Here is a 19505-nt window from a genome sequence, read left to right on the forward strand (position 1 = left end):
GTTATGGCGACGGTAGTGCTGACCGTGGTGGGGGGCGCGATCGCCGGGCCGATCGGGGCGGCGGTCGGGGCGATGGCCGGGCGGGCGATCGACGACCAGCTCTTTGCCGGCCCGCCGCGCGAGGGGCCGCGGCTGCGCGAATTGCAGGTGCAGCTTTCCAGCTATGGCGCGGCGATCCCCAAGCTGTTCGGGGCGATGCGCGTGGCGGGGACGGTGATCTGGGCGACCGACCTGCGCGAGGCGACGACGACCAGCGGCAAGGGGTCGTCGCGGGTGCGGCAGTACAGCTATTCGGCGTCGTTCGCCGTCGCGCTGTCGGCGCGGCCGATCCGGGGGATCGGACGGATCTGGGCAGAGGGGAAGCTGCTGCGGGGGGCTGCCGGCGACTGGAAGACGCGCACGGGGTTTCGCTGGTATCCCGGCGATGAGACGCAGGCGCCCGACCCGCTGATCGAGAGTATCGTCGGGATCGGCAACGCGCCGGCGCATCGCGGCATCGCCTATGCGGTGTTCGAGGATCTGGCGCTCGCCGATTTCGGCAACCGGATTCCGTCGCTGACCTTTGAGGTGATCGCCGACGACGCGCCGGTGGCGGTCGGGCGGATCGCGGAAGTGCTGGGCGAGGGTGCGATCCGGGCGGAAGGCCAGGGGCCGGCGCTGATCGGCTATGCGGCGAGCGGGGCCAGCGTGCGCGATGCGGTGGCGGCGCTGGTCGATCCGCTGGGCGGCTGGTATGCGCCCGATGGCGACGGCACGGTGCTGCGGATCGGGAGCGGGGCGGCGCGGACGATCGTGGATGACGGGCCGGCGGGCGAGGCGCCCGCATGGCGGCGACCGCCGATGATGCCGAGCGACGTCGCCATCGCCTATCACGACATCGCGCGCGATTATCAGGCGGGGGTGCAGCAGGTGCTGCGGCCGGGCGGGGCGCGGCGGATGCTGCGGGTCGAGCTGCCGGCGGTGCTGGATGCGGCGGGGGCGGCGGCGATTGCCGGCGACCTCGCGGCGCGGGCGGTGCTGGCGGGGGAAGTGCGAACGGTCGTGCTCGACTGGCGAACGATCGATATCACTGCCGGCGACCGGGTGGCGATCGCCGGTGAGGCCGGGCTGTGGCGGGTGCGCCGGACCCGGATCGAGGCGATGCGGATCACGCTCGAACTGGTGCGGATCGCGGCGGCGACGCTGCCCGCGCCGGCGGCGGTCGGGCAGCCGCGACTGGCGGCCGATAGGGTCGCGGGCACGACGCGGCTGATACTGGTCGAACTGCCGGCGGAGGCGGGCGATGACGTGCCGGGCGTCGCGGCGGTGGCGGCGGGAACGCGCGATGGCTGGCGACGCGCGATGCTGTTGACCGGTGACGATGGCGGCGGCTGGACCGAGATCGGCGACAGCGCGGCACCGGGCGTGATCGGCACGGTGACGCTGCCCCCCGGCCCGGCAAGCACGCTGATCGAGGATCGCAGCACCAGTATCGAAGTGACGTTGCTGCATGATGCGATGACGTTGACCGGGATCGACGGCCCAGCGCTGGAACGTGGCGGCAATGCGGCGCTGGTCGGCGATGAAATCCTCCAGTTCGCGCGGGCCGAGCGGATCGGTGCTGCCCGCTGGCGGCTGTCGCGATTGTGGCGCGGGCGGCGCGGGACGGCTGCGGCGATGGCGGGGCACCGGGCGGGCGAGGCGTTCGTACTGCTCGACCCTGCCACGCTGCGGCGAATCGAGGAGCCGGTGCCGACGGTCGGGCGGACGCTGACGGCGATGGCGGTGGGGATTGCCGCCGACGATGTCGCGACCGCGACGATCGTGCCGGCGGGGCCGGGGCTGGTGCCGCCGGCGCCGGTGCATCTGACCGCCGAGCTGCGGGGCGGGATGCTGGAGTTACGCTGGATCCGTTGTGCGCGCGGCGTGGTAGCTTGGCGCGACGGGGCGGAGGTGCCGATCGGTGAGGAGCGCGAGGCGTATCGCGTGACGCTGGCCGACGGTCGCACGATCGAGGTCGCCGAGCCGGTGCTGCGGATCGCGCCGCCGACCGCGCCGCTGTCCATCGCGGTCCGCCAGATCGGGACCAATGGCGCATCGGCCGCCGCGACGACGACCTATCGACCGGAGACGAAGTGATGACCGAACAGACGAGCCGCCTGTCGCTGCCGCTGCTGCATGCCTCGCAGGCGCAAAAGGAAATGACGCATAACGAGGCGCTGACCCTGATCGACCTGCTGTTGCATGGATGCGTCGCCGGCGTTGCCGAGGACGTGCCGCCGGCGACCGCGTCGCCCGGTAGCTGCTGGATCGTCGGGCCGGCGCCGACCGGCGTCTGGGCGGGCAAGGCGCGGCACATTGCGGGCATGACCGAGGGCGGATGGCGATTCGCGGCCCCGCGCGAAGGCATGCGGCTATGGTGGTCCGGCAGCGAAACGACCGTGGAGTTCCGCGGGGGCGCGTGGCGCGTCGGCGAGCTGCGCGGGGCCCGGTTGACCATCGACGGCGTGCAGGTGGTCGGCGCGCAACATACTGCGATTGCTGCCCCCGAGGGTGGATCGGTACGCGACGAAGAGGCGCGAAAGACGCTCGCGACGATGCTGGCGGCACTGCGCGGGCATGGCCTGATCGCCAGCTGAATCCGTGACAATCGTGCAACACCGCGAATTTTGTGCGCTTGCGCGGAAACTATCGCTTCGATACTTGGTTTGCGCTGTCCGTAGGACAACTGTGAAAGGGGACTAGAATGCGGAAGCTTGCCGTCACTTTGGCGCTCGCGACCACTGCGCTCGCAACTCCCGCCCTCGCCCGCGACAACGCGTGGTATGTGGGTGTGGAAGGCGGCGCGATGATCGTCGAAGACATCGACTATGATCTGACCACGCCGGCTGGTGGCGTCACCACCGTCGACAGCAACTATGGCTATGACGTCGGTGGCACCGTCGGTTACGATTTCGGTGCGCTCCGCATCGAAACCGAAGTCGCTTACAAGAGCGCGACCGTCGACGAACTGCGCACCACCGGTTCGATCGCAACCGGCCCGACCACCGCGGTCGGCGCAGGCACCTACAGCGGCGGCGGCCGCACCTCGGCGCTGTCGTTCATGGCGAATGCCCTGCTCGACTTCGGCGATGACGACGCGATCAGCGGCTTCGTCGGCGGCGGTGCCGGTGTCGCGCGCGTCAAGGCGCACGACTATCGCGTGAACAACAGCTTTGCTGCACTCGACGATTCGGACACCGTGTTCGCATGGCAGGCTCTGGCGGGTATCCGCGCGCCGCTGAGCGAAAATGTCGACGTTTCGCTGAAGTATCGCTTCTTCAACGCCGATGACGTTCGCCTCGTGAACGTCCGTGGCGTCGGCTATGACGGCCGTTTCCGGTCGCACAGCCTGCTCGGCGGTCTGACCTTCAACTTCGGTGCGCCGACCCCGCCGCCGCCGGCTCCGCTGCCGCCGGAACCGGTTGCTCCTACGCCGCCGGCGCCGGAACCGACCCCGCCGGCCCCGGTCGTGACCTGCACGCCTGGACCGTACATCGTGTTCTTCGAATGGGATAAGTCGGACGTCACGCCGGAAGCGGCTGGCATTCTCGACAACGCCATCTCGAACTACCAGTCGTGCGGCAATGCCAACGTCATGCTGGCAGGCTTCACCGACCGTTCGGGTTCGGCCCAGTACAACGTCGGTCTGTCGCAGCGTCGCGCTGACGCGGTCCGTGCGTATATGGAAGGCCGCGGCATCTCGGGTGGCGTGATCTCGACCGAAGCGTTCGGCGAAGCCCGTCCGCGCGTCGAAACCGCCGACGGCGTCCGCGAACTGCAGAACCGTCGCGTGGAAATCACCTACGGTCCGGGTTCGGGCATGTAATTCAGCTTCTTTCGAAGCAGAATTTCCGGAAGGGAGGTCGGGCAACCGGCCTCCCTTTTCGTATGGGCAGAACAGGGTGCTCAGAACGGGGGGCGGACATGAACGAGCGGGAGCACGCTTGCGCACCGAGCGCGGTGCCGGGCGGCTTGGTCGCCGACGTCGCAGGGTATCGATGGGCGCGCGACCGGGTGGGCGAGTCGGGCGGGGTGATCCATCGTTTGCATGGCAAGACGGGTGCGCCCGACCTGTTCCTGAAACACGGTGACGGCACGGTCGCCGGCGATATCGTCGACGAAATGGTGCGGTTGCGCTGGCTGACCGGCCGGATCGCCGTCCCGGCGCTGGTGCGGTGCGAGGTGAGCGCCGATACCGCGTGGCTGCTGACGAAGGCGTTGCCGGGGCGAACAGCGTGGCAGATTCTCGATGCCGAGCCCGAGCGGGGCGGCGAGGTTGTCGATGCGCTGGCCGATTTCCTGAAGTCGCTGCATGCTATTCCGGTCCGTCACTGTCCGTTCGACAGCGGGCATGAAGTTCGGACTGCGGCAGCGCGGGCGCGGATCGATGCGGGGCTGGTCGATACGGACGATTTCGACGCGGCCCGACGGGGATGGAGTGCGGAACAGGTGTGGGATGCGATGCAGCGATTGCTGCCGCGCATGCCCGATCCGGTGGTGACGCATGGCGACTTCTCACTCGACAATCTGCTGATCGACGATGGTCGGGTCGTCGGCTGCATCGATCTGGGGCGCGTCGGAGTCGCCGATCGCTATCAGGATCTGGCGATCCTCGCCAACTGTCTCGACGAGTTCGACGGCGATCTGACCCGGCGGATGTTCGAACGCTATGGTATCGCACAGCCTGACCGGCGGAAGGTCGACTTCCACCTGATGCTCGACGAATTCTTCTGAGGTTAAAGCATTCGATCGGCCCCTAGCGGATCGGAATTTACGCTGTGGTATCCCGGCCAAGGGCCGCGGCCAGCCAGTCGGGGCGAAGGGCATCGCCCAGATCGTCGACCTTGCGATGTTCGACCGCGAGGCCGAGGTCTTCGTATATCAGCCGGGTGCGCGGGCCGGGGGTTGTCCTCGGCACAACGACCAGCCGCCGGTTGACGGTCGAGCGATAATTCATCCGCGCGGTATTTTCCTGGCCGACATAGCAGCCCTTGGTGAAGCTGACCCCGTTCAGTTCGCGCGCATTGCATTCGAGCCAGAGCGTCTGGCCATCGCCGAGTTCGGCGCGCCCCTCGGTCACGCCGTGGCGGAGGCGGTGTTCGGTCCAGCCCTCGGCACGATCGCCGGGCGCCGCCAGCCAGCGTTGGCCGAGCGCAGCCAGTCGGGGATCAGGAACGCCGTGCGTGCCGGTCGGCGACCAATGGACGGCGAGGTCGCTGCGCTCGATCGTTACCGCGCGCCGCAAGCGATACAGGGTCAGTCGCTTGGCGAGCGCGTCGGCGGCATCGGCCTCGCAATCGATCAGGATCGCGTCATCGTCCGCCCAGAGGATGAAGTCGAACAGCGCCTTGCCCTGCGCACTCAGCAGCGCCGCCCATTGCGGGGTGGCGGGCGTGACTGCCGCCATGTCCTGCGTCACCAGCCCCTGCAGAAAGGGGCGCGCTTCGTTGCCAGCGATGCGCAGGACGGCGCGGTCGGCGAGCCAGGTTCCGGGGGTGGTAACGGTCATGGTCAACAGGTAGGACGGCCCACCCCCTGGCTACAAGAGGCGGCAATGGCGACCTTCGATACCAAGCTTACCGGTGGCACCGTCCACCTTCCCGGCGGCCCGGCGCACGTCGATATCGGCATTACCGATGGCCGCATCGCCGGCATCGGCGTGACCGGCGATGCGGGCGAGACGATCGACTGTACGGGCCTCGACATCCTGCCGGGCGTGATCGACACGCAGGTCCATTTCCGCGAGCCGGGGCTGGAGCATAAGGAAGACCTCGCCACCGGATCGATCGCGGCGGTGATGGGCGGGGTGACCGCGGTGTTCGAGATGCCGAACACCAAGCCCGCGACCGATACCGAGGAAGCGATCGCCGACAAGCTCGCCCGTGCCAAGGGGCGGATGTATTGCGACCATGCCTTCTATGTCGGCGCGACCGCGCGCAACGCCAATCATCTCGACGAACTCGAGCGCCTGCCCGGGACGGCGGGCGTCAAGATCTTCATGGGATCGTCGACCGGCGACTTGCTGGTGTCGGAAGATGACGACCTGCTCCGCGTGCTGCGATCGGGCCAGCGGCGCGTGGCGATCCATGCCGAGGACGAGACACGGATGATCGCGCGCGAAGGCGAGCGGGTGAATGGCGATCCGTCGTCGCATCCGGTGTGGCGCGACGACGAAAGCGCGCTGATCGCGACGACGCGCATCCTTCGCCTCGCACGCGCGGCCGGGCGGCGGGTGCATGTACTGCACGTGACGACGCCCGCCGAACTGGAATTGCTGGGCGCGAACAAGGATATCGCGTCGTGTGAGGTGACGCCGCAGCATCTGACGCTGGCCGGTGAGGACGCGTATCCGCGGCTTGGCACCTATGCGCAGATGAACCCGCCGATCCGGTCGGGCGCGCATCGCGACGGGCTGTGGTTTTGGCTGAACCAGGGCGTGCCCGACGTGATCGGATCGGACCATGCGCCGCACACGATCGAGGAAAAGGCGAAGCGCTATCCGGCGACGCCGAGCGGCATGCCGGGGGTGCAGACGTTGCTGCCGTTGCTGCTGAACCATGTCGCCGAAGGGCGGCTGACGTTGCAGCGGCTGATCGACCTGACCAGCGCCGGGGCACAGCGCATCTTCGGGCTGGCGGGCAAGGGGCGGATCGCGTTCGGCTATGACGCCGACTTCACCGTGGTCGACTTGAAGCGGCGCTGGACGGTCGAGGAAAGCTGGCTGGCGTCGCGCGCCGGCTGGTCGCCCTTTACCGGTGATACGCTGACCGGGCGGCCTGTCGGGACGATCGTGCGTGGGCGGACGGCGATGTGGGAAGCGGAACTGGTCGGCGAGGCGCAGGGCGCGCCGGTGCGGTTCGAGTCTACTGCGTTTCGGCGGTGAGGTGGGTGGCGCCGCGGGCTTGGCCCGCGGCGTCGGTCGGCTTGCAGCCGCCGGCCGGGCTGGCGGGAGTCCGGCGGTTGCCGGCCCCGCTGCGCCTTAGAACGGTAGCCATTTCTGCTTCTCGCTGAAGCGCATGTACCCGACATTGGCGCCCAGCCGCCAACCGACGCCGAGGCGGACCGGGATCAGCACGACATCGCCGCGCCGCAAATAGCTGGCCGAAAATCCGCCGACGAAATAGGCCCGCCCCTCGGCCGCCGGGAAGCGTTTGTACAGCTCCTGCGAATCATAGAGGTTGTAGACCAGCACGAAGACCTTGGTCGCATCGCCGCCGACGTCGAAGCCGACCGACGGCCCGGTCCAGTACACCGGGCGCTGGCCCTCCACCCGGTGGTTCAGGATGCCCGAACCATAGCGCAGGCCGACGACGAACGCGCCCGCCGCCTCGCGCCCGGCGATATAGGCGTTGGGCTTGCCCTGATCCTTCAGAATATTTTCGATGATGCCGGCCAGCCCCTCGGCGCCGCGCCCGAACACGCCCTCGGCCGCACCGATCAGGTCGTCGCGTTCGAACGTATCGTTGGCGGCGCTGGTCGCGGTGGTGCTGGGCGGGGTTTGATTAACCGGCGGTTGCGGCTGCGCCGGCTCCTGCTGATAGGCCGGCGGCACGTCGCTGCGCTGGGTCGGCTGTGGCGCCGGGGCAGGCGCCAGATCGCCGTCGATCGCGTCATTGGGGTCGACGGTGCGCACCTGCGCCTGGGCAGGGACCGCCAGTAACAAGAGCGGCGCCATCCACCCGATCAACCGTTTCATTACGCTACTCCCCGCATGCATGCCCGTTCGCACACGATAGCGGCCAAGCGCCTGTCCCTGCAATGAACGCGCGTTCGATCGGCGCGCAATTACGTTCAACGTAGGGAGTTGATCGCCGCCACAACCCCCGCTATAGGCCCGCACTCCAAGGCGTGACGCGCCTGGGAGACGTGGGTGAGTGGCTGAAACCAGCGGTTTGCTAAACCGCCGTAGGGGGATTACTCCTACCGAGGGTTCGAATCCCTCCGTCTCCGCCATTTATGCCCCTGCGCGGCTGGCAAAAATCCCTTAAATCTGCTATAAAAGCCCGGAAATCAGCGGTTTTTTTGTGCCGCTGCGTTTCACTCGATCCGACACAATCTCACGCGAAGTGTGGGGAAAAGTGTGGGGAAAAATTGAGGTGAGGTGGCATGGGAAAGCTCACTGCGCTCAAGATTCGATCGCTGATCGAGCCCGGACGCTATTCGGACGGGGACGGCCTGTTTCTCGAAATCAACGGCAAAGGGGCAGCCAGCTGGGTTCTTCGAATCCAGAATAAGGGAAAACGCCAGGATATCGGGCTGGGCTCACTCAAAGCGGTTTCTCTCAAGGATGCCAGAGAGGCTGCGTTCCTCACACGCCAGAAGATCGCGCAAGGCATCGACCCTGTCGCGGAGCGGAAGCAGGAGCGGCAGGTCATTCCAACGTTCCGCAAGGCCGCCGAGATGGTCCATGAGGAACACAAGGATGCGTGGAAGAACGGCAAGCATCAGGATCAATGGATAGCGACGCTGAAGAGCTACGCCTTCCCCAAGATGGGTGACCGCTTGGTCAGCGAGATTGAAGGCCCCCTGATCCGGGACGTGCTGGCTCCCATCTGGCTGACGAAGCCGGAAACGGCGCGTCGCGTACGGCAACGCATCGGCACCGTTCTTGACTGGTCGTACGCACGCGGGTTTCGCACGACCGAAGCGCCAATGCGGTCGCTTTCCAAGGGGCTGCCTCGTCAGCCTAAAAAGGAGAACCATTTCGCGGCCCTGCCTTATGCATCCGTGCCCAAGTTCCTCGAGAAGCTGGGCGAGCGGGAATCGGTTGGGCGCGTGGCGCTGGAAGCGCTTATTCTGACGGCGGCGCGGTCGGGCGAAATTCGGGGGGCGACTTGGTCGGAGCTCGACCTGGAAGCGGCATTGTGGACGATCCCCGCTGAACGGATGAAGATGGGGCGAGTGCATGTCGTGCCTCTCGCACCCGAAGCGGTGGCGGTGTTCGAGCGCGCCAAGGCGTTCAAGGTTGGCGCCAGCGACTTGGTGTTCCCAGGCCAGAACGTGAAGAAGCCGCTCTCAGATATGACGCTCCTCAAAATCATACGTGACATGGACCTCGCGGTGACGGTGCACGGGTTCCGGTCGGCATTCCGGGACTGGGTTGCGGAGCAGACGGACTATTCGGGGGAGATCGCAGAGGCAGCGCTCGCCCACACGGTCTCGAATAAGGTCGAGGCGGCCTATCGCCGGACCGACTTTCTCGACAAACGCCGGTTGCTCATGCGGGAATGGGCGGCGTTTTCCAAAAAGACGCCCCCTCCGTCGGACGAGAACCGGGACGACGAGTCCAAGGCCTGAGCTTGGCCTCGAATAGGGGAAGGAGTTGTAGAGTGGGAGGTGCGCCAAACCCTTCTTAGGTCCTGCGGCCCCTGTTAACCCTCGACCCGCCCGCTCCTGACCGATTGCGCTAAGCCGGCAACTGGCGCGGTCGGCTGCCCCCAATGACCAACTTATGCTGTGGGGCGCTTGCGGCCTCGATTAAAAAGTGGAGCGGCCGTTTGCGACCAGATCACGACGCTTGACGGCGCTCTATTGAATGTCCAGCTCTGACGAAAGCTGCCGCTTGTTCTTTTCAGCATCCAGTCAGCCTCGTCCTGCGCCTGACGAATCCTTGGTTCGGGTGCTTGTGGACGGCCCTTGGTGTCATTGCTACGGTATCTCTGGGGGGAGCGAATGTCCGACGACGCCAGCTTATTTTTTGATAACCGATTCTTGGAACGTCATGCCGGGTCGATCATCCAAGATCCGGCCATCGCGATCGTCGAACTTGTCGCTAACGCATGGGACGCTTGGGCCACACGCGTCGATATCGTTTGGCCCGAAGCTGGCAGCGACCGCTATTTTGAGATTGAAGATAACGGCAAGGGTATGTCGGAGGCTCAACTTCGCTTGCGATGGCGGACGCTCGACTATGACCGGGTTCGCGCGCAGGGGAAGCAATCGCTCCCACCACCCGAGCTGGGCGGACTCCAACCGCGCGAACCATATGGTCGCAACGGCAAGGGCCGTCATGCCGCCTTCCGGTTCGGCGAGGCTTACAAGGTACGCACTTGGCGCGACGGCATTGAGGTAACTTTCGAAGTCCGACGCAGTGCTACCCAGCCATTTCTAATCGAGCGGATCGCTATGCGGGAGGAAGTGCCTGGCCACGGCACGGTTATCTCGTCAATCAACCCGTTGCCCATGGGGATGAGCGCAGAGGCTGCGCGCGAAGTGATCGGAACACGCTTTCTCGCAGATCCCAATTTCACAGTCACGATCAATGGCACGCGGATTACCTTTGATGATGTGCCCGAGCATCAGCTAAGTACGATCGATATCGACGTTCCCGGCTACGGCGTTGCTCATCTGATCATCATCGACACCCAAAAGGCCGACCGGACGACGCGTCAGCACGGTATCGCGTGGCGTGTAAACAATCGACTTGTCGGCAAGCCTGGCTGGACCGGGTTCGATCAGGAACGACTGCTCGATGGGCGCAGTAGCGAAGCAAAACGCTTCATTTTCATAGCCCGGGCCGACTTTCTCGGAGACGACGTGCTGCCCGACTGGTCTGGCTTCTGGCCAAACAATGCGGGCTGGCGAACTACGCAAGCAGCGGTTCATGCAAAAATTCGCGACTATCTGAACGAGGCCAGCGCCGACCGGCGGCGCGACGCCAAGGAAACTGTCCGCGAAAATCTCGGTGCGACTGTCTCAAAGCTCCCGCCGGTCAGCCGAGATCGGTGGAACGAGTTCGTTGACCAAGTGGTCGATACCTGCCCAAGCATGAACCTTGAAACAGTTGAGCAGGTCGCTGGCGTGCTCGCAAACCTCGAACTCTCGACCTCCAAATACGCGTTGATCACCAAGCTCCATGACATGAAGCCGGGCGACCTAGATGAGCTCTATGCGATCCTCGCCGACTGGACCGTGCGCACTGCCAAGCTCGCACTCGATGAAATACAGACTCGCCTGAAGCTCATCGCTGAACTCGATGCAAAGCTCCACGACGAAACGATGGATGAGGTCGCCGACTTGCAGCCGCTGTTCGAGCGGAGCCTGTGGGTGTTCGGGCCTGAGTTCGAAAGCCTCGAGTTCACCAGCAATCGCGGCATGACCACTGTCATCAACAAGATCTTCGGCAAGAATCAGAAAGGATCGCTGCAGCGCCCCGACTTCGTCATGCTGCCTGACGGCAGCGTCGGTTTCTATAGCCGAGATTCTCACGATCTCGGCGGCGAGGTCGACGGCGTCGCGCGCTTGGTCATCACAGAGATCAAAAAGCCTGGGGTAATCATAGGCGGCAAGGAGAAAAATCAGCCGTGGCGTTATGTGGAGGAGCTGCTCGATAAGGGTATCCTGACCGACGCCGCCACCGTCACCTGTTATGTCCTTGGATCGCAGATCAAGAGCACTGAGGCAGGCATCGACACAAAATACGATGGACGCGTCACGATCATCCCGATGACCTATGCAACCTTTGTCAAACGCGCCGAGAAACGGATGCTAGGCTTGCGTGATAAATTAAAAGATGCGCCGTTCCTCCACACCCATGGCCTCGATCCCGATGCCTATCTTACGTCCAAATATCCGCGCCAAATCGGCCTGTCGTTGGACAATCCCGTGTCGGCGATACGCTAAGCTATTTCGGAGTGAACTGAGTGGGGTCGAACCTTGTCCATCATGGTCGGAACACGACCTTCGACGTGCCCGACACCTCTAAGTTCGATGGTATCGCCTACGCTGCGGACGTTAAGGTTCTCGAAGACCTTCCGGTCTGGACCGGAACGCCGAACGGCCTATCCCTATGGCAGAACCAGAAGGAGGCAATAGCTCTCGGAGCCGCCTACGTCCGTGTCTCGCAACAGGCGGGCGAAAGCGAAGGGGCTCTCATCAAGATGCCGACGGGTAGCGGGAAATCGGGGGTCATCGCCGTGCTGACGCGATGCCTCCCCGATGTTCGTCGCGCGCTGGTGCTAACGCCAAGGGAAGGCCTGGTTCAGCAAATGTACGCCGACATTCGGCACCGATTTTGGGCGAACATGGGATGCGCAGAGCCGGGAGACGAGGTTTGGTCGGGCTCTGGCGTCGAGCCGGCGTCGATCGAGATTCTGCTGCCCAACAAGACGCGAACCGAACAGATATGCAACAGGGCAGGCGGTAGCGACCGAACCGTCCTTGTCGGCACCCTCCAAGCCCTCGACAAGATCCGGACGGATCGAGACAAGTTGAGGCGCAAGGCCGCCGGCGGTCCGCTGGAGGACGCAAAGGTGGCGGAGCTCGCCCGGCTGGACCGCATCCTTGATCTTCTGGGCACGTTCGACCTCGTCGTCGTGGACGAGGGGCACTATGAGCCGGCGCCGTCGTGGAGCCGGAGCGTTAGAGAACTCGCGCGGCCAACTATCCTGCTTAGCGCTACCCCGTTCCGCAACGACTACAAGCTTTTCACCGTACGCGGCTCGTTCGCCTACAACTTCCCGTTTCCGAAGGCGGCCGACGCCAAAATTGTGAGGGCCGTGCGCTTCGCCACGCTGGACGCGCAGAACGGCAGTGCGACGGCCATCAACTCTTCTGTCGAGGATACTGACCAAGCGCTAACCGACGGCGACGCATCGGCCATCAAGACATTTGCAGGCCAGCTGCTCGATCTCGCACCCTTGCTCACGAAGGACCGCCCAGCCGGATCCAAGATCATCGTGCGCGCCGCTTCATGGAGCGCGCTCGCGACGTTACAGCCCCTCCTCGCGGGGAAAGGCCAGACGGACGCGGTGCTGATCCATGATCAAGTGGGTAAGGGCGATAACCGCAAATTGCATCCGCTTCGCTTCGTCACGGTAAGGGAGGCGCAGAACAAGGCCGCAGGAGCGACCTTCTGGCTGCACCAAACGAAACTGCTTGAGGGCATCGACGATCCGATGTTCGTCGCTGTCGCGATACTGGACGGTTTCACGAACGACCGCCAGCTCGTGCAACAGATCGGCCGGGTGCTGCGCTCGACCGATGCAAAGCGCCAGGAGATTCAGACGGCGACGGTGGTCGCACGCAACGCCGAGCAGCTCGCACGCCTCCAGACTAGCTGGGCACAATACCTGGCCTTTGAAACCGCGGGTGGGGAGAGCCTAGCCAGCATCATCCCCGGCGAGGCCTACCTGCCCGAAAAGATCGTCCCGGCAATGCCGAACCAACAGTACGTCGACGGTCGCTTCCGCCAGAGACTCCCAGTGATGGGTCCGCTGCACTGTGGCGATCTTCTGGTCCCCCGCCGCGCCGCGATCTTCGCCATCGGTCCGGACTTCGACGCGACCCTCGCGGAAACAGAGACTCGCGAGGGCATCCTCGCCCGCAACCGCTTCGTGGTCCACCCAGTCATCGGCCTGCCCGAAGGCGTTTGGGGCTGGACCTTCTTCACCGTCGACGAAAGCCCATACCTGAGCCGCCACTTCGTTACCGAATGGCAGTTCGGGGTCACGCTGATGGTGCGGATCAACGACCGCCTGTTCGTGTTCGATACCGACGGTATGCCGTTCGACGCCAGCAAGATCGGCGTCACGCGGCTCGATAGGCAAATTCTCGTCCGGCTCTTCGGCCCAAGCAGCAACGACCGGAAGGTCCGCATCACCAAGCTGGCCGCCGCATCGCTCGAAATGGCGGATCGCGCGATCCGGACGACGACGACCAGCACCGCCTCTTTTGAGGACACGTTCACGGACCTGCTGGATGCGGTACTGCTTCCGACCAACGTCGCGGGATACGTCGGTAGCACCGCACGCTACCTGGGCCTCAGCCGCTCCAAGGTTACGGACGCGAGCGTACGCCGCGTCGGCGTCGACGACTACGTGAGGTGGGCCACCGACATCGACCGCGAACTCACCGCCGTGACAGCGGGCAACCGGGTTTTCGATCGTTTCGCGCAGCTGACGACACCAGACCCCGACAAGGCGAAGGAGCCTCGGAATATCCTGCTTGATCTGCAGCCGCTGGACGACTTTGGAGTTTTCATTGCCGACCGCGAGGGGCAGCCGTCGACACCGAAGGCACCGTCCGTGCTCGACCTCTGCGCCGACATTGACGCCGGCCACTTCCAAGTGACGATGATCGACGGCAGCAAAGTGGGCTGCTCGATCAACTACAATCCCAAGTCCGGCCGCTACGCGATCTCGAGCGACGGACTCAACGACATTTTCCAGCAGGGCCTCTCGGCGTCCGGCACGGTCATGACGCTAACCGAGCGGATCAACGCCGACCAGGCGTTCCGCGTCCTCACCGATGAGGCCGACAAGGTCTACATGCACGGTAAGTGGGCCAAGGCGCGGGAGATCGTGTCGGACGGGCGTGTCCCGGCGCTCGACGTCGCCGTGGCCGTGCCGGCGCTCAAAAATACTTTCTTAGAGAAGGGCGAGGCCGCGTGGGCGATCGGCGATGAGGCCAAGTGGCATAAGGAGTCGATCTTCGGACTGACCAGCAGATACATCGACCTCACCGGCCCCGCGCCCGACGCCTACGCCGAGGCGCTGCAGGAGTTCCCCCTCGTCCTGCTCGACGACGACGGCCAGGAGATGGCTGACTTCATCTTGGTCTCAGACAGCAAGGTGGTGTTGCTCCACGCAAAGGCCCTGGGAAAGGACGAGAGTGACGAAAGCGCTTCCGTGACAGCCATCCAGGAGGTTGGGCGCCAAGTGGCGGCATCGCTGGGGTTCTTCCTGACCTCGGCGCCCCAAATCGAGAACGGTCGGTGGCAGCGTGCCTACACCGCGAATAAGACCACCATCCCAGCGCCACCATCGGGAAGCATCCGCATCTTCCGTAACAGCAGAGGGCTTGCCCCTGGGGACATTGCCGATACGGTACGCGCGGCGCTTCGAGATCGCCGCATCGCCAAGGAGGTCTGGCTCGTCGCAGGCCGGTTGCTAAACATTGAGACTGCGCGCGAACGTGCGCTGGCGAACACGCTGACCAACCGGACCCGGCAGCTGATCATGTACATCGACGGCCTGTCGACGACATGCGGCCGCGCGAACGCCAAGCTGAGGATCTTCGCGCATTAGGGTCACCGTGCGTCCGCTTGTCGTCTCTAACCGCTCTGAAAGCGCCAGTCTGCAGAAAGTCGCTCTCTGTCTTTGTGTGGTTCAATTCTAGCGGAAGCCGAATGTCCGCTGCTTGCCAGACCTGCCATTGAACCCATCGTAAGGGAACGTCGGGTTTGTCCCATGACCTTCCGGCCGGTGCCGCCCATTTTAGACGTTTGACATAGCGCTCCATCTGATGATGAATCAGGAAATCGGAAACCGGTTGTTATCAAATGGCGTGCAGGTTTGGACGATGCCTGACAATACGACGGTGTCGGTTCGCGATATGCAAGCCTGTCTTGGATCCTTGCTGTTTCTATGGGCTGACATTGAGCGGGAGATGCGGGATCAGGTCGTCAGACATTGCGGGATGGTCCCAAGGCCATCACACGGCATTGCAGCGTGCCTCCGCTCTTGGCGCAGCAGTCTACCTCATGCAAACGACATTCGACAGTTCCGGGGACGGTTGGCCGACTCCCTTATTCAGCAGCTTCACCCTGCACTTAAAATGCGCAACGGCCTTTGCCACGGGCTAACTGGCTATTCGTCGGGGTCGGAACGATCCGCCCATTTGTTATGGCGGTTAAACGGTGAGGACGGGCGCGTCAGTTACGAGGAATTGCAAACCTTGTTCAGCTGGTTGGCCAGAATTCCCCAAGCGTTTTCAGTGCTGTCCATGCCATCAGTAACTGGAAAGTTTGATCGGTGTGTTGACACAGCCGAAAATAGACAATGGTGGCAAGCCGAGTTTGGCTTGAGTTTTCCAGGCTGACGGAACGTGTCCCATTGGCCAGGCTGTGAACGTCAGCTTTTGTCAGAAATTGTTGTTTAATGCACTGATTTGAAACAACACTTTGCCCCACATTACGCCATTTGAAAGATAAAGCATCTTCGAAATCCAAGCGTTACGGTGCGGAGGATTTCTAGGTAGTTTCCGAAACCGAGTTGGAACGCCGCGATGGGTCGCGAAGCGCTCATTCGGCGGGGTAGTCATCGACGTGGTAGAACATCGGATTGCGCAGCCATTCGTCGACCGCCGAGGCGCGCCAGCCGACACACCGGGTGCTGAGCTGGATGTTCTTCGGAAAGGTGCCGTTCGCCATCTTGCGGTAGAGCGTGGATCGGCAAAGCCCGGTCTGGTCGAGGACGGCCCTAAGGCGCAGGATGCGGTCGGGGTTGGTGGACATGGCATTACCTCGCGGCTCTTGGGATGGGATCCGCTAAGGTCCTGCTTTTGTATGATTGGCAGGAGAGCTTCGCTGGGGTCCTGACGGCACTGTCGAGGGACATCCAGACAGCAGAGCGATGCCGTCTCCTGCGTTGTCGCAGGACCGGGCTCTACGCCGCTGGCGCGGCGCCGAGCCGTGTCGTCTCGGCCCATGCGGGTTGCGATCCCTGACGCGTGACGGTGCGGCCTTCGCACCGTCAGCGGACAGCGCCGGGTATCCCCACGCTGGCGTGACGCGCCGGGCGCGTCTGGCGGCGGTGGGCGTCACGGCCCTGTAGTCCCGCCGCGGCGTGCTGCAACCGGCTGCGCCGGTCCTCCACTTCGTTTCGGCCCGTTGGGTGCAGCCCGCCTCATCTGACGGGACTGTCGGTCCGCTCCTGCCGCCCACCCCCGCCATTCCGGCCGGGCTGCGGTGGTTTGGAAGGAGTGAGGATCATGTCCAGGACCATCAACAAACGTCAGACCCTCTATGCCGAGGTGACTGCCCGCGTGATTGCCGAACTGGAGGAAGGGCGGCTGCCCTGGGTGCAGCCTTGGGACAGCGCGGCCTGTGCCTGCACCATGCCAGCCAACGGCGTGACCGGGCGGCGCTATTCCGGGATCAACGTGCTCATCCTGTGGGCCAGGGTCATCGAGGGCGGGTACAGCTCACAACGCTGGCTGACCTACCGGCAAGCGCAAGCGGCGGGCGGCAACGTCCGCAAAGGCGAGCGCGGCACCACCGTCTGCTATGCCGATCGCTTCACGCCCAAGACCCCGAACGACCATGCGGACGACAACGAACGAGAGGCGCGCACGATCGCCTTCCTCAAGCGCTTCACTGTCTTCAACATCGACCAGTGTGAAGGCCTGCCCGAAGCACTGACGCGAGCGCTCCAGGTCCGGCCTGAGATCGAAATCCTGCCCGAGGTCGCGGCCCTTATCGAGGCGAGCGGCGCAGATGTGCGGATCGGCTGCGACCGTGCCTATTACCATCCGGCTGGCGACTATGTCGCGGTGCCGCCGGTTGCGGCCTTTCACGAGCCAATCAACTGGTATCGCACCGCGCTGCATGAACTCGGCCATTGGACGGGTCATCCAACGCGCCTGGATCGCGACCAGACGGGCGCATTCGGCAGTGCCAGTTATGCGCGCGAAGAGCTTGTCGCCGAGATGGCAAGTGCCTTTGCCTGTACCTCGCTGGCGATCAAGCCGACGGTGCGCCATGCCGACTATATCGGGTCGTGGCTTGAGGTGCTGCGGCAGGACGACAAGGCTATCTTCCGGGCGGCGAGCGCGGCCAGCAAGGCGGCGGACTATCTGCTCGGCTTTGGGGGGCATGAGGGGCAGCCGTCGTGACGCGGGACCTGCAATTCCAGGCGCGCTGGCGCGCCTGGAATGCGCTGCCGGCCCGTGACCGTGCGATCTTCGCAAGCGTGCGGATCGCCGGGCTGGACTACGACGAAGCGGCGTCCCGCCATGGCTGCACCGCGCAGGACGTCGAGCAGGTCATCGTGCGCGTCCTCGTCGCCCTCATGGAAGCGGAGGATGACGCCCCGCCATAAGGGAAGCGCCGGCATCGCATGAGTACAAAGGATGTACGCATCCGTAACGGTTCGCTAGGAATGGCATCATGCGCGACGACATTGCTCATCTCCCGGACAAGAAGCGCCGCGATCTCGACCGGATCGTCGAAGTGCTGTTTGCCGAGTTCGAGCAGGCAACATCGCTGTCGACACAGAAGTGGCGCCGGCAGGGCCGCATTCTCAAGGTCATCCTCTACGGCTCCTACGCACGCGGTGATTGGGTCGATGATCCGATCGGCGGCTATCAGTCGGACTATGACATCCTCGTCGTGGTCAGCGACGAACGGCTGACCGAGCCGGGCGAGTTCTGGGCCAAGGCCGACGACCAGTTCGTCCGCGAGGTGACGATCTCCAAGCGCATCTCGGCGCCGGTCAGCTTCATCGTCCACAGCCTCGCCGACGTGAACAACCAACTGACACAGGGGCGGCCGTTCTTCATCGATGCGATCGAGCAGGGCATCGCCTTATATGAGGTCGAAGACTACCCCTTCGTCACACCACAGCCGCTGGAGCCGAAAGCGGCGCTGGCCGAGGCTCGGAAGCACTTCGAACAGTGGTTTCCTAAAGCGCAAACCGCCCTTCGCACCTCCCATTTACAGCGTGCTGAGGGCGATACGCAGGATTGGCGGAGTGAAGCAGCGTTTTCCCTCCACCAGGCAACCGAACGCTTCTACCATTGCCTGCTGCTGACGCTGACGCTGTACAGCCCGAAGTCGCACAAGCTGAACTTCCTGCGCAGCCAGGCCGAGCCGCTCGTGCATGAGCTCATCGCTATCTGGCCGCGCGACACCAAGTTCGCACAGCGCTGTTTCGAGCTTCTGCGCCAGGCCTATGTCAACGCGCGCTATTCGCCGCACTACAAGGTGACGCCGGCCGAACTCGAATGGCTGGCCGAACGGATCGAGCTGCTCCAGCAGATCGTCAGGCAGGCCTGCGAAAAGCGGCTCGCGCAGGCCTGACGTTCGTCAGCCCGTGCTCGCATCATCGGCAAAGGCGCGCCGCCCGCGCCGCGTCCAGATCAGCCGATAACGATCACTGTCCTCGCCGCGCAGCCTGCCCGCCACATCGACAAGCGCACCATAGATCAGCGCGCGATCATCGTCGGTCAGCTCGATGAGGCCGGCCTTGGCGATAAGGCCGCCCAGCTCGATCAGCTGGCGGGTGCGTTCGCGGCGCTTCACCTGCCACTCGCGCACGTCATGGCGCGCCCGGCGCAGCTGGAGCCGGACGCAGAGAACTGTTGTCCGTCGAAAGCCCGCTGTCGTCACGGCGAGTGCTTTGGCGTGAGCCGGATTTCGCACGAAAGAACGCCGCCCCGCGCGTCCGCTGCGCCTCCCGTGTTCTCTCGTCTGTCGCCTCCGCTGCCAGCAGCAGCGCCCCTGCCAGTTGCTCGATCGGCAACGTGTCGGCACCGGTCGCGATGACCAGCTCGCCGAGCTGCTCACGCTTGCGGGCCTTCAGCTGTCTGGCCTTAGCATCGAGCGCCTTGAGTTCGGCGTCATAGTCCCGGGGTTTGCGCATGGCATCATTCTTCCGTTGTGCGGGTAGGATAATTCAGTTATCGGGGCGTTCGATCAGCTGCAATGCGCCGGGATATCTTGGGATGAACGCGTCCCGAGACAGATGAAATCTTCGAAGGGCGCG

17 protein-coding genes and 1 tRNA gene are annotated in these 19505 nt (G+C 64.3%); 12 read left to right on the forward strand and 6 right to left on the reverse strand.

All coding sequences use genetic code 11. The features are described 5' to 3' along the window. Positions 1-3 precede the first annotated feature (3 nt). The 4 genes from MF607_RS13755 (at position 4) to MF607_RS13770 (ending at position 4755) form a co-directional block, all read left to right on the forward strand. A complete protein-coding gene (locus MF607_RS13755; RefSeq protein ID WP_242119712.1) occupies positions 4-2118 on the forward strand; it encodes a GTA baseplate fiber-binding domain-containing protein in 2115 nt (704 codons plus the stop codon). Further along, positions 2118-2618 carry a DUF2793 domain-containing protein gene (locus tag MF607_RS13760; RefSeq protein ID WP_242119714.1) on the forward strand — a complete coding sequence of 167 codons (501 nt, stop codon included), beginning with the start codon at positions 2118-2120 and terminating at the stop codon, positions 2616-2618. Before MF607_RS13755 ends, MF607_RS13760 begins: the two co-directional genes overlap by 1 nt. Before the next feature lie 107 nt (positions 2619-2725). Further along, positions 2726-3847, forward strand: a complete 1122-nt coding sequence (locus tag MF607_RS13765) for an OmpA family protein (RefSeq protein WP_242119716.1) — start codon at positions 2726-2728, stop codon at positions 3845-3847. Between the two features lie 98 nt (positions 3848-3945). Beyond that, positions 3946-4755 carry an APH(3')-I family aminoglycoside O-phosphotransferase gene (locus tag MF607_RS13770; protein ID WP_242119718.1) on the forward strand — a complete coding sequence of 270 codons (810 nt, stop codon included), beginning with the start codon at positions 3946-3948 and terminating at the stop codon, positions 4753-4755. 37 nt (positions 4756-4792) lie between these two features. On the opposite strand, the gene ygfZ is transcribed toward MF607_RS13770, so the two are convergent. Further along, positions 4793-5530, reverse strand: coding sequence for a CAF17-like 4Fe-4S cluster assembly/insertion protein YgfZ (gene ygfZ / locus MF607_RS13775; protein ID WP_242119721.1), 738 nt, complete (start codon positions 5528-5530; stop codon positions 4793-4795). Between the two features lie 45 nt (positions 5531-5575). Between ygfZ and MF607_RS13780 the strand changes: the two genes are divergently transcribed. Then, positions 5576-6904, forward strand: coding sequence for a dihydroorotase (locus tag MF607_RS13780; RefSeq protein WP_242119723.1), 1329 nt, complete (start codon positions 5576-5578; stop codon positions 6902-6904). 96 nt (positions 6905-7000) lie between these two features. Here MF607_RS13780 and MF607_RS13785 read toward each other — a convergent pair whose 3' ends face one another. Continuing rightward, the gene (locus MF607_RS13785; protein WP_242119725.1) at positions 7001-7717 is read right to left on the reverse strand and encodes a DUF1134 domain-containing protein; all 717 of its coding nucleotides are present in this window, start codon (positions 7715-7717) and stop codon (positions 7001-7003) included. A gap of 164 nt (positions 7718-7881) precedes the next feature. On the opposite strand from MF607_RS13785, the gene MF607_RS13790 reads away from it, so the two are divergent. The 4 genes from MF607_RS13790 (at position 7882) to MF607_RS13805 (ending at position 15047) form a co-directional block, all read left to right on the forward strand. Further along, positions 7882-7974 (forward strand) — tRNA-Ser (locus MF607_RS13790). Between the two features lie 153 nt (positions 7975-8127). Beyond that, a complete protein-coding gene (locus tag MF607_RS13795; RefSeq protein WP_242119727.1) occupies positions 8128-9318 on the forward strand; it encodes a tyrosine-type recombinase/integrase in 1191 nt (396 codons plus the stop codon). A gap of 375 nt (positions 9319-9693) precedes the next feature. Beyond that, the gene (locus tag MF607_RS13800) at positions 9694-11643 is read left to right on the forward strand and encodes an ATP-binding protein (RefSeq protein ID WP_242119729.1); all 1950 of its coding nucleotides are present in this window, start codon (positions 9694-9696) and stop codon (positions 11641-11643) included. A gap of 20 nt (positions 11644-11663) precedes the next feature. Then, on the forward strand, positions 11664-15047 hold the full coding sequence (locus tag MF607_RS13805) for a DEAD/DEAH box helicase (RefSeq protein ID WP_242119731.1): 3384 nt from the start codon (positions 11664-11666) through the stop codon (positions 15045-15047). Between the two features lie 653 nt (positions 15048-15700). Here the strand turns inward: MF607_RS13805 and MF607_RS13810 are convergent. Beyond that, a complete protein-coding gene (locus tag MF607_RS13810; protein ID WP_242119733.1) occupies positions 15701-15970 on the reverse strand; it encodes a hypothetical protein in 270 nt (89 codons plus the stop codon). A gap of 72 nt (positions 15971-16042) precedes the next feature. Continuing rightward, positions 16043-16255: a helix-turn-helix transcriptional regulator gene (locus tag MF607_RS13815; protein ID WP_242119735.1), complete on the reverse strand. Its 213-nt coding sequence runs from the start codon at positions 16253-16255 to the stop codon at positions 16043-16045. 476 nt (positions 16256-16731) lie between these two features. On the opposite strand from MF607_RS13815, the gene MF607_RS13820 reads away from it, so the two are divergent. From MF607_RS13820 to MF607_RS13830, 3 genes are all read left to right on the forward strand, one after another. Next, positions 16732-17634 carry an ArdC family protein gene (locus MF607_RS13820; RefSeq protein ID WP_242119737.1) on the forward strand — a complete coding sequence of 301 codons (903 nt, stop codon included), beginning with the start codon at positions 16732-16734 and terminating at the stop codon, positions 17632-17634. Further along, the gene (locus tag MF607_RS13825) at positions 17631-17840 is read left to right on the forward strand and encodes a sigma-70 region 4 domain-containing protein (protein WP_242119739.1); all 210 of its coding nucleotides are present in this window, start codon (positions 17631-17633) and stop codon (positions 17838-17840) included. The genes MF607_RS13820 and MF607_RS13825 overlap by 4 nt, the downstream gene beginning before the upstream one ends. Before the next feature lie 68 nt (positions 17841-17908). Continuing rightward, on the forward strand, positions 17909-18820 hold the full coding sequence (locus MF607_RS13830) for a nucleotidyltransferase and HEPN domain-containing protein (RefSeq protein ID WP_242119741.1): 912 nt from the start codon (positions 17909-17911) through the stop codon (positions 18818-18820). Between the two features lie 6 nt (positions 18821-18826). Here MF607_RS13830 and MF607_RS13835 read toward each other — a convergent pair whose 3' ends face one another. Then, positions 18827-19057, reverse strand: a complete 231-nt coding sequence (locus MF607_RS13835) for a conjugal transfer protein TraD (RefSeq protein WP_242119743.1) — start codon at positions 19055-19057, stop codon at positions 18827-18829. Position 19058: 1 nt separating this feature from the next. Then, positions 19059-19382 (reverse strand): conjugal transfer protein TraD, encoded by a 324-nt coding sequence (gene traD, locus MF607_RS13840; RefSeq protein WP_242119745.1) that lies wholly within the window; start codon positions 19380-19382, stop codon positions 19059-19061. Positions 19383-19505: the final 123 nt, after the last annotated feature.

This window comes from Sphingomonas lacusdianchii (genome assembly GCF_022664395.1).
Taxonomy (GTDB): domain Bacteria; phylum Pseudomonadota; class Alphaproteobacteria; order Sphingomonadales; family Sphingomonadaceae; genus Sphingomonas; species Sphingomonas lacusdianchii.